The organism is Phormidesmis sp. 146-12 (assembly GCF_052939495.1).
The window spans coordinates 1-13,631 of record NZ_JBJPHS010000077.1; the positions used below are offsets into that span (position 1 = coordinate 1).

A 13,631-nucleotide genomic window follows, 5' to 3' on the forward strand; every position below is an offset into this window, starting at 1 on the left:
AGCATCATCGACCACAAGAACTGTAGGAGTTTGAGTTGTTTTGATAAAGGTTGAGCGATCGCTAACTGACAATGTTTGACTGTTAGAAACAGCAAGTAGTTCAGATTCATTTGTGGGTGCAATCCTACTTCTGCTTTGTGCTTGGTTTAGACTCAATAGAGCCGCGCCATCAATGACTGGGACTAAGCTACCATCTGCCAAAACAGTACAGCCGTAAACGTAGGCAGGGGGAGTGAGTACAGCACTGAAAGGCTTGATGACTAACTCTTGCTCGGTGACCAAACTATCAACCTCCAAAGCAAAAATCTGCTGCTCTTGACGCAAAATTAGCACTGGCAGTGCCCAGGTCTCAGGAGAAGGCACAACAACTAACGTTTTGCTGAGAGGAGCATCTGGCAGTGGACAACGGTAGTCTAAAAGGCTAGCAAGCCGATCGATTGGGATAATCTTCTCTTGCCAGTATAAAAAGCGCTGTGTGCCTGATTGTCGAACTTCTTCAATTTTTGGAGTGATAATTTCCTCAATGCTGTCGATCGGCAAAGCTAGTGCAGTAGTGCCAGTCAAGCAAACAGCTAAATTCGCAATGGTCAGGGTTAGTGGTAACTGTAAAGTAAAGGTCGTTCCCCGCTCGGTAGTAGAAGCTACTGTGACAGTCCCTTTGATTGAGCGCAACTGCGATCGCACCACATCTAGCCCCACTCCTCGCCCAGAAAGTCTGCTAACCTGCTGGGCAGTTGAAAATCCTGGTGCAAAAATTAATTCGCAAAGCTGATTAGGGGATGTGACAGCAAGTTGTTCAGAAGAGAGCCATCCCAGATCAAGTGCTCGCTTCTGAATCCGATCGAGATCTAGCCCTTGCCCATCGTCTTTGACTTCAATAATCGTTTGATTTCCTTTGTGATACGCCCGAATTACAATCTGCCCCTGTTCTGGTTTGTCACGTTGTTGCCTGACTTCCAAGGGTTCAATACCATGATCGAAAGCGTTATGGAGTAAATGCAGCAATGGGTCGTAGAGTTTTTCCAGGATTGATTTTTCAACCAAGATCTCAGCGCCGATCAGCGTCAAGCTAACAGGCTTGTGGTGAGTCGTCGATAGGTCTCGCAGGACTCGATGAAACCGATTCAAAACTTCATGTAGCGGCATCATTCGTGCCTGCATGATCTCGTCTCTCAGATGAGTCACCATCCGACGTTGCTGAATCAGCATTTGATGCGGTTGTTTGCTGAATAACGCAATGTCCTCAACCGTTTCTTCCATTTGCATCATGCTCTCAAGGATCTCTTGAACCTGAGACTGTAAAGCTCCATAGTTATCCATTTCTAGCGGGTCAAATTCAGTCGATGCAAAACTAGGAAAAACGAGATGATGGACATTAGCAGACGTTTTATCAGGTTCTCCGCCCCGTTCTGAGACTGGCTTATTACCTGGGTGTTGCCGCTCCGGTGCAATTAGCATTTGATCAGATAGCTTCCCAAGGCGATGCACCATCTTTTGAAATTGTGCGAAACGATCGAGTAGCTCTCGTAGTGAGCCTTGTAGCTGATCATTTTGAAGGGAAAGACCATCGCGATTAATGGCTAGTTCGCCGACTAAATTATTGATTCGTTCCAGTCGCTCTGCATCAACTCGAACAGTCAAACTAGGAGGAGAGGGTGCTTCAAGTTGCTGATTGTAGATAGTCTGACTCGCTTGATTGAGTGGAGATAGCTCAAGAGATTGACTAACCTGGAGCAGTCCATCAGTCTGGTGGTCGAGTCGCGCTAGTTGTCCCGTCTGAGCGTGTTGATTGAGATCGGCAGGGTTAATTGCTAGATCTGTTGGAAAGGTAGGTGCCGTGTTGTTTTGCAGCGAAGGCTCAACGATTATTGGTTCGATTATTGGCTCGATCGACGGTGTGGATGCTTCTATTTCTAGTATCTCTGTAGAGTCAAACTCAACATTCGCGCCACCAAAAGTACTTTGTAACAGAGAAAGCGAGATTTCGAGATCTGCGATCGTTTCTTCTGTCTCAGCAGGCTGTATTTCGTGAGGAGTCGTTGAATTTAAGACGCTTGCATCAATGCCTGCCAAGGCTGCTAATGTAGCAGAAGGGCCAAATTCTTGAGAGCGATCGCCTGTTAGCACCGCCTGTTTGTTACATTCAAAATCAGCGAGTGCTAGTTGGGTAATTTCTAAAGCGCGATCGGGATGAGCATTCAGGGCCTGCTGTACTGTTTTAGCGATTGCCCCAAACCCTGGCAAGTTCAAAAATTCAGCAAACCCTTCAAAGACTTCAACCTGTGCCCTGACTTCTCCAGCAACCTCATACTCTTGAGGATGAGAGATCACCCTCGCCAAACGCTCTAAGCCTTGAGCAACATCTACTTCAAAAATGGCGGAAATCATATCGACTCCCAGATCAGTTGAGCTAGGAAGGTAGCTATCTGCCTGGAGCAGGGTATCGCCGCATCGTTCCTCAAGTTGGCTAAAAATGGAATCTGCGATCGCTAAAGCGGCTTCTGGGTCGAAAGTTCCCGTAGTGATTTGCTCCATCAGAGGCAATCGAAGACAATCATAAGATTGCAGCAATTGGCTTTCTAGGTCAGCATCAATCTCTAAGGCTTCACTGTAGAGTGCCTTAAAGACATTTTCAAGTCGGTGAGCCAGGGTCGCGATCGCATCCAAGCCTACACTCGCAGCGCCTCCTTTCAGGGAATGAGCAGCCCGCATCAAGTTGTGAACTTTGGCAGTACTGCGTTCTTGTCTCAACGTCAGTAACCCTACTTCGAGAATCTGTAGTAACTCAGGAGCCTCTTCGACGAAAAACTGGTAAGCTTGGTCACGAATATCAGGGTCAAGTGCCATATAGCTATCCTATTTGAGTGGTGAGAATTCAGTAGTTAGTGACTAGCTGCAATTAATGGCTAAGAACTAATCACTAACAACTCGCGATTTGAAGATGCTTACAACTGATTTAGGATGGCTATAGTAGCCCAGTAATTCAGTGGTTAGTGATCAGGCTTGTTGCTAGATTATCATTGCCTTAGCCTGACAAGCGGTAGGAAGTAGGAAGTAGGGAGTAGGAAGTAGGGAGTAGGAGAACATTAGCTCACTTTGAATTTACCTACACTTTCTTGAAGCGTTTGAGCCACTTTTCGCAGTTGTGCAAAAGAGAAAGAAACTTGATTGGCTTCATTGGAGGTCTTATTTGCGATCGCTGCCACATCTTGAATAGTTTCAGTAACCGTCTCAGAGGCTTTGGACTGTACCACAGTTGCTTGAGCGATCGCTTCAACTAAGTGACCAATTTGAGTACTCACGGCTGTAATTTTATTCAGGCTTTGTCGAGTTTCATCTACAAGCTTTGTTCCCATCACCACCTGCTCAGTTCCTGATTCCATCGCGGCAACCACCTCTCTTGTCTCTGTTTGAATGCTGACAACTAGCTTTTTAATGTCTCCCGTCGCATCCGCCGATTGTCGCGCTAGTGCCCGTACCTCTTCGGCAACGACTGCAAAGCTTCTCCCGTCTTCTCCAGCGCGCGAGGCTGCGATCGAAGCATTCAACGCCAGCATATTGGTTTGAGCCGCGAAAGCGCTAATCAGGTCTACAACCGTAGAAATTTTCTGAGAAGACTCTCCTAGATATTTCACTTTTTTGGCTGTCTCAGCAACCGTTACCCGAATCGCTTGAATTCCATCAACGGTTCGGTTCATCGCTTCATCTCCTTCCTTAACCGTCTCGGCTGCCAGTCGCACTGCCACTTCAGCTTGTTCTGCGTTGGCTGCAACCTCTCGAACTGCAATCGCCATTTCTTTCACCAGATCCAGGGCAACACCAATTTCCTCTGCTTGGCGAAGCGCTTCCCCTGAGAGCAATTGCACTGACGTTTCACTCGTACTAGTTGTTTCTACCACTTGGTCGGTGGATTCCTGCACTTGCAGCACGATTTTCCGCAAGCTATCTACGGTGGCATTATAAGAGTCAGCGATCGTGCCAATTTCATCCACGGTTACTTTTGCGCGAGTCGTCAGATCCCCTTTACTAATCGGATCGACTTCTAGAAGCAGCTCTAAAGCACGCTTTTGTAGTCCTTCTTTAAGTTGACGTTGCTCCTCTGCGAGGCGAGTGGTTTGTTCCAGTAGTTCAACCCGGTAAATGGTTAGTCCAAGCTCATAACCGAGCCGCTTGAGAAAGTTGATCTCAAACTCTTGCCAATCGTGAGTTGCCGAGCAGGAATGAGCTATCAGCAAGCCAAACAGTTGATTGACGCTCGCGATCGGAACGATAAGACTAGCTTTGACTTCTAGACCCTCCAGCAACTTTAAATGCTCTGGATGGAAGTTTGCCTGAGTTACGTCACTCACCGCAACAATCCGCCCCTCTCGATAAGCTTCGCGTAGCGCTTCTGGTATGCAGGAATCACTAATGTTTCCATCCAGAGCACTAGACCAGCCTGCCTCAACTGATTCAGAAATTACTCCGCTGGAACCAGTATCAAAGCGATAAATAACGATGCGATCGAGCTTGAGAAGCCGACGAGAATCTTCGACTGCCTGATCAAAGATCAATTGAAGATCCTTTTCCCGTACCACACCTGATCCTTTTGCTGCGGTCAGTTGACGTTCTTGGCTAGCTTCAAAGGTTTGCGCCTCTGATGAAAGTTGTAGCTGAGTAGCCATGTAATTAATGTTGTCTCCTAGCGAGGAAACTTCGTCTTCACCTCGAATGCGTAAACGAGTTTTCAAATCACCTTGACCAATTTTCTCAACTGCTGCCGCCGCCGCAAGGATTGGACGGGTCGCTCGGTTTGCAATGAGTGTGGCTAATATCGCGACGAGCAAGGCCGTAATTCCAGTTCCAATGGTCAAAGTAGAAAGTAGCTGTTGCTGCGGTGCAAACGCGACTGCGGTATCCATCGAGATGATTGCTCGCCAATTAAGGTCTGGCAGACCTTGCACTGTAACAGGAGGGCTATAAGCGAGCAGTTGCTCAGTCTTTGTTCTTGTGTTGGTAGACAGGGCAACATCCGCTTGCTCCGCTGCTTTTAAGTCTTTAAAGTCAGGATAAATATCGCCAGGCAACACTGGGCTGTACACTTCTTTAAAGTCTGTAGCTTGTACCCCTGAAGAAGGGATTGCTCTCACCCTCGTTCCTTCGGTTGTTCCTGTCGGGCCAATGAAAATTTCTTCAGAAGCATCAAGGAGATAGTATTGAGTTCCTTGAGTACCAAAGTTGCGAATCACATCTTCTAAGAACTCTACAGGCATCCGGCCGCGGACGACTGCGATCGGTTGACCCGTTACTTTGTCTTTGACCGTGGAGGCGATTTCAACGCTGAAGATGCCTGAGCTTTTTGAAACAACTGGCTGGCTTAAGATTGCGCCGTTGGTCTTGAGTGCAGCCTGAAAATAGTCCTGGTTAAGTTGGTTATCCAGGGGTGAACCTGGGGTTTGAGCAATCACATTCCCGTCGAGAGCAAAAATAGCAATGCTGTCATAGTTTCTGTAACTCTCAAGAAGCTGAGTGAGAACTTCTGCCTTGTCTTGTGCACTCATCTTTGAGCGTAATTCGGGATCTGTAAAAGCATCCAGGTTTGCGATCCCCTTAATATCTTCAAGTCGATCGCGCATGAATAAACTTGCTTTATTCTGCAAGTCTGCGGCTTTTGACTTCCCAAATTCCTCAGTTTGAGTCGTAATCGATTGATTGGCGAAGTAGTAGGCGACTCCTCCAATGATCAATACTGGCGTTGTGCCAATAACGATCGCGAGAGCAGTTGCTTTTACCCTAACGCTGAGTCGCTGCCACCAACCAACGAGTCCCGCCTGTGGAGGTATTTGTAAACTGTCTCTGCTTAGATCCGCTATCGTCGATCGAGATGATTGAAGGGCTGCATGGACAGGATTAAGCTGAATTGCTATTGCATCCATATCGTGAATGCTGTCTACCGCAGTTTGATTCTGAGTTGTGTTCCGGGGAGTGGTCTTAGCGGGTGTTTTAGCCATGTTACAAACCTTTTCAACAGTAGGGAATTGGCGGTCAGTCGCTCCAAGAAGGAGACACCAGAAGAGCAGAAATTAATGCTTATCGAACGAATGGTCAAACTATAGCTATGCCATTTGAGTGGTAAAAATTCTGTGGTTAGTCCTTAGTGGTTAGCCGTCAATTAACGGTCAAGAACTAAGAACGTGCTATTTCAAGATTCTTACAACTGATTGAGGACTGCTATAGCGGATGCACCCATGCTGTAAAAGAGGAAACCGTTGCTTGATGGCTAACAGCATAGAAAATTGCACCTCAAAACGAATCGAGCTTCCGTCAATACTTTAGAAACGAATTTTATGTCTTGAGTAGTGGCGTTTTAACCAAATTTCAAACCGTAAGCTGAAACCCACCCTGGAAAGACATTGCAGATTACAAGAAGCACCCCTATAAAATCGAAAGTCTAGTCAAGTAGGCAGTGGGAGAAAACTTAAGTATGTAAATAAAATTAAAGAGCCGCTCACAATACAGACAAATCCGACCAATAAGATTTGATGGCTGTTTCATTCCGTTACACAACCGAGCTATTGACCACCACTTGGCGACTTGCGGATGAATAATGTACTCGTGTAGAAGTATGGCAATACCATGTCCCTACCAAAATCCATTTCTAGTGGGTACTTCATTTCCGCGCTAGTCCCCTACTAGGGCAAACCTATCTACTCGTTACGAGAGTAAATGTAAGTACGACAAGGTAAGGGAGTGGCATGACGTGAGCGCAACAGCGATGCACCGATGACTTCAGCGACTCTCAGAATTAATCACTTTTAGCGACTCTCAGAATAATGGCTTGTTGAGATGAGCCTGTGAGTCAACCTGTGAGTCAACAATTGTGAATCAACAACATAGCTGACTAAGCTCTGCTTACAATACTAGAATTCCGACGGGCTATGGAGAACCGTATCTAGTTAGTGTGTTTGTTCTTTGCCACCGCTTGAAGAGTCATCAGGCTTTTTTTGAAACCTTTACTTTTGAAACCTTTACTTGGTGAAGCCCCTGGAATCGTATTTTCTGACAAGTGGCAAAAGAAGTCGTGACACTACTGTATTCGTAACACTACTGTATTCGTGACACTACTGTATCTGCAACCCCGTTCCGTGAAACATCTAAAACATTTAGGTTCCAGTAAATTTAAGCGACTAAGTTCTAGCAACTGAGTTTCAGCGACGTTATCCGGATAGATGCATTTTGTTCAAGCTGACACTCAATTTAGGATCTAAGTCGCAAGCATATGATCTTTTGCCTCATCCATTCTTGTCAACAGGTATTGCCAAAGTCAAGCAAAACTTAATGTTAGGTTTATAAGTGACAGTAAAATAAATCACATCCAGCGTTGTTGATCTAAGTAAAAAGAGAGCAAAATTCAGAGCTTGGAAATTAAATGATACAAGTATTTAATACGACCTCTGTGTAATCATCGTTTTACTATCGTAGAAAGTTATATTCCTGGTCGATCGCATCGTCTAATTTTCAGCAAGCATTCTTTCTAACCAAACCAAAACTTGTTTCCCTAGAAAGTACAGCCAAAACCATAGAATAGAGGACGAGCGATGTCTCGATCGCTTCACTACTCGTAACTTTCAAATTTTTTTAGTCAGATTAATACTTAGACAAATACTGTCTTTTATGATCAATTCTCAGTGTCATGTTTAATCATGTGATGGTATTAATAAAGTATTAGAACTAACAAAGTATCGAATTTAGTGATTGCTTTTACGGTAACCGGGGCTGTATCGTTTTTTACAGAGCGGTTAATTAAAAAGCCTGTTTAATGGAGGTTCAAGTTCACTCAAATTCAAATAAACTAATTAAGTTGTGCAAACTGCCTGAATTGATGTGACCGATACAGACTTAAATTTTTCTCTATGCATGTTCACGTTAAGAAATTGTCATGGCTGCATACTAAACACAAAATTTTTATGGTGCTTACTATTTATGCTAAAGGCTGTGCTAACCTGTCACATGAATGTTGCCTAAGAATTCTAAAAATAGAGTTCTAAAGAAATTTACAGAAACGATTAGATCAAGTTGTTCTCGCAAAGGAGTCTAGGCGAAGTGATGACGAGTAATTGTGTTGCGGTACGCTCAAGTGCTCACCCCTGTCCGCAGTTTGAAGATTCTAACTTTGTTGGTCTAAAGTTACTAGCGCAAAGTGATTTTTATAAGTTCTAACCCGATCGGTTACGGTTGCCCTCACCTTCTCCTCGTCAAACTGATAGTCCATTTCAACTAAAGATCTATTTCTACCATGCGTATGTCCCCGATTTTTTTGCCAGAAAAGCTTGCGTTTTGTCTATTAACTGTTTCTTTGGTTTTTACAAGCGCCTGCTCTAGTCAGACTTCTACTAGTAACTCAAACACTGGTGCACCTGCTGTAAGCAACGCCTCAAGCAAAAATTCTGCAAAAGTGATTCGCATTGCGATCGGCACCCAAGACCCAACCATCAATATGGTTACGGGCGGATCGATCATTCGTGAAGAGAAGCTTTTGGAGAAGCATTTACCGAGAACGGGCAAGTATGAAAATGTAGAGTACAAAATTGAGTGGTCAAGCCATACATCAGGGCCACCCGTAACCAACAAAATGCTGGCAAATCAGCTCGATATTGGGATGATGGGTGATTTTCCATCGACACTCAACATGACAACGTTTCAGCAGAAAGGAAACGGAGTCAAGTCCATATATGTCGCAAGCCTTGCCTATGGTGTGACTGGCGCGGGTAATGCTGTCATGGTTCCTAAAGACAGCCCCATTCAAACGTTGGAAGATTTGAGAGGCAAAGACGTTTCTGTTCCTTTTGGGTCTGCTGCTCACGGCATGTTGCTCAAAGCTTTGAAAGATGTGGGAATTGATCCTCAAAAAGACCTACGCCTCGTGAGCCAAACGCCAGAGGTGGGAGGAAGCAGTTTAAGAACCAGTCAAATTGCTGCCCACGCCAACTTTGTTCCCTTTGGTGAACTGTTTCCTTATCGAGGTTTTGCCAGAAAGATTTTTGACGGAGCACAAACAGGAATTCCAACCTTTCATGGAGTCCTGGTTCGTTCAGATTTTGTAAAAGAAAACCCAGAAATCGTTGTGGGCTATCTCAAAGCGCTACTCGAAGCAAACAAAATGTTTCGTGAGAAACCAGAGGAATTAGCCACCAAGGTCGAGAAATGGTCAGGGATTGAGCGAGAAGTGGTTTACATGTTTCTAGGGCCCTCTGGGGTTCAGCAGATTAATCCAACGATCCGCCAAGTTAACTTTGATGCCCTCAAGAATAGCGTGATGACCCTGAAACAATTGGGTCGGTTGGATGCCACCGTCAACCCAGACGACGTGCCCAAGTGGGCAGATGATAGCTACTTGCGGCAAGCGATGAAAGAGATGGGGCTGAATTACGATGAAGTCGCGAATAGTAGCTCTGTGATTACAGGTGAGGATGCTCAAACCAAAGAGCCAATCAAAGATCCCAAGTTGGCGGCTCAGATTTGGATCAAAGGTGAAAACAAGGTGATGAGCTTTGCTTCTATTAAAAATATGATGGCAATGCTGCAAAAACAGAAGGTAGATAAGCGAACGATCGGGGCGACCTTCGTTCACGATCGCAACACTGGTGAGAAACTACTGGCGGATAATTCCTTCTATGTCCGTAATGGCGAGGAGGTTTCCGCATTTCTGACTGAAAAAGATGCTCAAGTCTTTGCAAGTAAGACGGGCGCTAAGGTTGCTGACTTTAAAGCGTTGCAGCAAGCCTATTCTCAAACTGCTCAGTTAGGCATCTTGGTCAGTGCTAAATAAGTCTGGCTGTGAGCCGATTCAGGATTAAGGGTTACCTCCAGCAAGCTGCTTTTCGGGGTTTCTATCATTAAGAGGTGTACAATGCCTGTCCCGTCTTCTGAGCCTTTATTCGCTAAGACAAGCTTATCTGCTGTTAAAACTCAGCGTTTTGCCGTACGCCGGAACGGACGATCGTCTGCCTATTCACCAGTCAATGCCAAGCTGCTGAGGCGACTGCTTTCTCTAATTCTATTTTTCGGAATTTGGCAACTTCTCTGTGCTCTCAGGTTCAAATTTTTCATCAACTTCGAGTTTTTGCCTTCTCCTGTGGAGGTTCTGGAATCGACGCTAAAGTTCTTTTCGGGCGATCCGATGGTGCATATCCAGGCAAGTGTTGTTCGAGTGTTGGCTGGCTTCACGATCGCCGCCGCTCTAGGAATTAGTCTGGGTATTTTGATTGGTTGGTTTCAGAATGTTGAAGACTTAATCTTCTTACCCTTGGAGTTGTTGAGACCGATCCCAGCGGTTGCCTGGATTCCCCTGGCGATCCTGATGTTTCCTAACTCAGAAGCAGGAATGATTTACATCACCTTTATTGGTGCATTCTTCCCGATTTTGATCAGCACGATTCGTGGCGTTGAAAACACGGATTTGTTGTTGCTGAGGGTGGGGCAATGTTTGGGCGCAAAGCAGTGGCACCTGTTTAAGGATATTGTGGTGCCAGGGGCAATGCCAAGTATCTCCAGTGGACTCGTGATCGGCATGGGTAGCTGTTGGTTTTGCCTGGTTACGGCTGAGATTTTAGCAGGTCGATATGGCGTGGGCTATTTCACCTGGGAGTCTTATGTCACCTCAAACTATCCGCCGATCGTCATGGGAATGCTTCTGATCGGTTTAATGGGCGCGCTGAGTGCTTATTTAGTTGATCAACTGACTCGACTACTGATGCCTTGGCGGGTCACAAAGAAGCAGAATACATAGCTGTATACATGCTATACACCTATAGCAGTTCTAAATCAGTTGTGAGAGCCTTGAAATCGTGGGTTTTGAGTGATTCGTTCTTAGCCATCAATTGACCGCTTACCCCTAAGGACTAATCACCGAATTCTCACCACTCAAATAGGATAGCTGCCGTATGCTTCCGTTTTGGTATCATTTGCACTCAGGGAATCGGTGATCATGGCAACACTGGCAGAGAAGCACTTTGTTCGATCGGCGAGGGGATCTGTTGAGATTGAAAATTTGTCGGTTTGTTTCAAGCGTAAGGGCCAGTCTACTCATGTGCTTGATTCCATCAATTTCAGCATCAATCCGGGTGAATTTGTTTGTTTATTGGGCCCATCGGGCTGTGGCAAGTCAACAATTCTGAATGTGATTGCTGGGTTTATTCAGCCAACCGAGGGCAGCGTAATCGTGGATCAACAGCGCGTTGAGTCTCCGAGTTCCGATCGAGGCTTTGTCTTTCAACAGTACTCTTTACTTCCGTGGAAAACGACGTTTCAAAATGTGGAATTTGGTCTCAAAATCCAGGGAGTGCCGAAATCAAAGCGGAAAGCGTTGGTGGATGAGTTTCTGAATCGAGTCGGGCTTTATAAACATCGCAATTCTTACCCCTACCAACTTTCGGGAGGAATGCAGCAGCGTGCGAGTATTATCAGAGCGTTGGTCAACTCTCCCTCGGTGCTGTTGATGGATGAGCCATTTGCTGCACTGGATGCACAGACCCGGCAAATGATGCAGGAGCTATTACTAAATATTTGGAGCGATCTCAAGCCAACCGTTGTGTTTGTGACGCACGATATTGAGGAAGCTTTATTTTTAAGCGATCGAATCCTGGTCATGGGCGTGAATCCGGGCAGAATCAAAGCTGAGATTACTGTGTCTCTAGAGCGTCCTCGTCACATTGACAGTATCGTATCCCCAGAGTTTATTAATTTGAACCGTCAAGTATTTGAGCTAATTCGAGAAGAAACGCTCAAGAGTATGGAACTGGATTAGCTAGAATTAGAGATTCTGCAACGTTTTGATCGCGGTTTTGATCACTGATAGTTTGATCACTGATAAAAGGAGATCTGAGTGGATACTCAAGTCAATACACAATGGGTGCAAACCGACGTTCTTGTGATCGGAGGCGGCACTGCCGGAACAATGGCAGGAATTAAGGCCAAACAGGCAAACCCAGAAGGAAACGTTCTAATTTTGGAGAAAGCCAACATTCGTCGCAGTGGCGCGATCGCAATGGGCATGGATGGCGTAAATACGGCTGTGATTCCGGGCAATTCGACTCCTGAGCAGTACGTTCGGGAGGTGACGATCGCCAATGATGGCATTGTGAATCAGAAAGCGGTTTATCAGACAGGCAAGCTTGGGTTTGAGGTGATTCAAGAGCTTGAAAGCTGGGGCGTGAAGTTTCAGAAAGACACCCAGGGGAACTATGACCTAAAGCAAGTGCATCGGGTGGGTAAATACGTGCTGCCGATGCCAGAAGGGAAAGATCTCAAGACGATTTTGGCGCGTCAGGTCAAACGGCACAAAGTCAACGTTACGAATCGAGTCATGGCAACTCGTGTTTTGGTGCAAGACGGACGAGCGATCGGGGCAGTCGGCTTTGATGTGCGAAGTGGCGACTTTGTTGTGATTCAAGCGAAGGCCGTGATTCTTTGCACGGGTGCTTGTGGACGACTTGGCTTACCCGCTTCTGGATACCTGTATGGGACTTACGAAAACCCAACCAATGCGGGAGATGGCTACTCAATGGCCTACCACGCTGGCGCGGAACTAAGTAACATTGAGTGTTTTCAGATCAATCCCCTGATGAAGGATTACAACGGGCCAGCTTGTGCCTATGTTGCCAGTCCGTTTGGAGCCTATACCGCCAACGCAGAAGGACATCGCTTTATTAGCTGCGACTACTGGAGCGGTCAAATGATGTTGGAAGTCTGGAAAGAGCTAAACTCTGGTAAAGGGCCCGTTCAACTCAAGATGACCCATCTAGACGAAACCACTATCTCTGAGATTGAGTCTATCCTCTGGTCAAACGAGCGTCCGAGCCGAGGCCGCTTTCACGAAGGGCGGGGCGAAAATTACCGAACTCACGGCGTTGAGATGAACATTTCAGAAATTGGATTGTGTAGTGGTCACAGTGCATCTGGAGTGTGGGTTAACGAAAAGGCAGAAACCACTGTACCCGGACTGTATGCGGCTGGCGATATGGCAAGTGTGCCGCACAATTACATGATTGGTGCGTTTGTGTTTGGACGGTTGGCGGGTCAAAATGCGATGGAATATAGCCAGAATTTAGATCAAGTTCAGCCTGATTCCGAGTTTCTAGAAGCTGAAAAAGCCAGAATCTATGCCCCGCTCGATCGCCCCAATGGAGTCCCTCATACTCAAGTCGAATACAAACTGCGCCGTTTGGTGAATGATTACTTACAGCCGCCCAAGTCAGCTAACAAAATGGAGCTTGGTTTAAGTAACTTTGTGCGCTATCACGATACCCTGGATCTGATGGGAGCGCGTGATCCCCACGAGTTGATGCGCTGTATGGAAGTTCACTTTATTCGCGACTGTGCAGAGATGGCAGCCCGTTCCTCTTTATATCGTCGAGAGAGCCGTTGGGGACTGTATCACTATCGGCTGGACTATCCAGAGAAAAACAACGAGGAGTGGTTCTGCCACGTCAATCTCAAAAAAGCCGAAGGTGAAATGACGCTGTTTAAGCGATCGATCGAACCCTACATTGTGGATGTAGACGTAGAGACTGAAGTGTACGATGTAGCAGTTCGCTAAACCAAACAGACGAGTCGCAACCATTAATTAGTGATCAATTATTGAATCAAAAGGA

6 protein-coding genes are annotated in these 13,631 nt (G+C 46.0%); 4 read left to right on the plus strand and 2 right to left on the minus strand.

What is annotated here, in order from left to right; genetic code table 11:
- Window positions 1-2,847 (minus strand): chemotaxis protein CheA (locus ACKFKF_RS25245; RefSeq protein WP_446870204.1); only part of this gene is annotated, 2,847 nt, incomplete at its 3' end.
- Between the two features lie 239 nt (window positions 2,848-3,086).
- Entirely contained in the window at window positions 3,087-5,990 is a 2,904-nt protein-coding gene (locus ACKFKF_RS25250; RefSeq protein WP_446870205.1) for a methyl-accepting chemotaxis protein, read from the minus strand.
- Between the two features lie 2,291 nt (window positions 5,991-8,281).
- Here ACKFKF_RS25250 and ACKFKF_RS25255 point away from each other — a divergent pair.
- The 4 genes from ACKFKF_RS25255 (at window position 8,282) to ACKFKF_RS25270 (ending at window position 13,576) form a co-directional block, all read left to right on the plus strand.
- A complete protein-coding gene (locus ACKFKF_RS25255; RefSeq protein WP_446870206.1) occupies window positions 8,282-9,808 on the plus strand; it encodes an ABC transporter substrate-binding protein in 1,527 nt (508 codons plus the stop codon).
- Window positions 9,809-9,889: 81 nt separating this feature from the next.
- Window positions 9,890-10,768 carry an ABC transporter permease gene (locus ACKFKF_RS25260; RefSeq protein ID WP_446870207.1) on the plus strand — a complete coding sequence of 293 codons (879 nt, stop codon included), beginning with the start codon at window positions 9,890-9,892 and terminating at the stop codon, window positions 10,766-10,768.
- A 198-nt stretch (window positions 10,769-10,966) separates the two neighbouring features.
- Entirely contained in the window at window positions 10,967-11,785 is an 819-nt protein-coding gene (locus ACKFKF_RS25265) for an ABC transporter ATP-binding protein (RefSeq protein ID WP_446870208.1), read from the plus strand.
- A gap of 78 nt (window positions 11,786-11,863) precedes the next feature.
- Window positions 11,864-13,576, plus strand: coding sequence for a fumarate reductase/succinate dehydrogenase flavoprotein subunit (locus ACKFKF_RS25270; RefSeq protein WP_446870209.1), 1,713 nt, complete (start codon window positions 11,864-11,866; stop codon window positions 13,574-13,576).
- The last annotated feature ends 55 nt before the right edge of the window (window positions 13,577-13,631 follow it).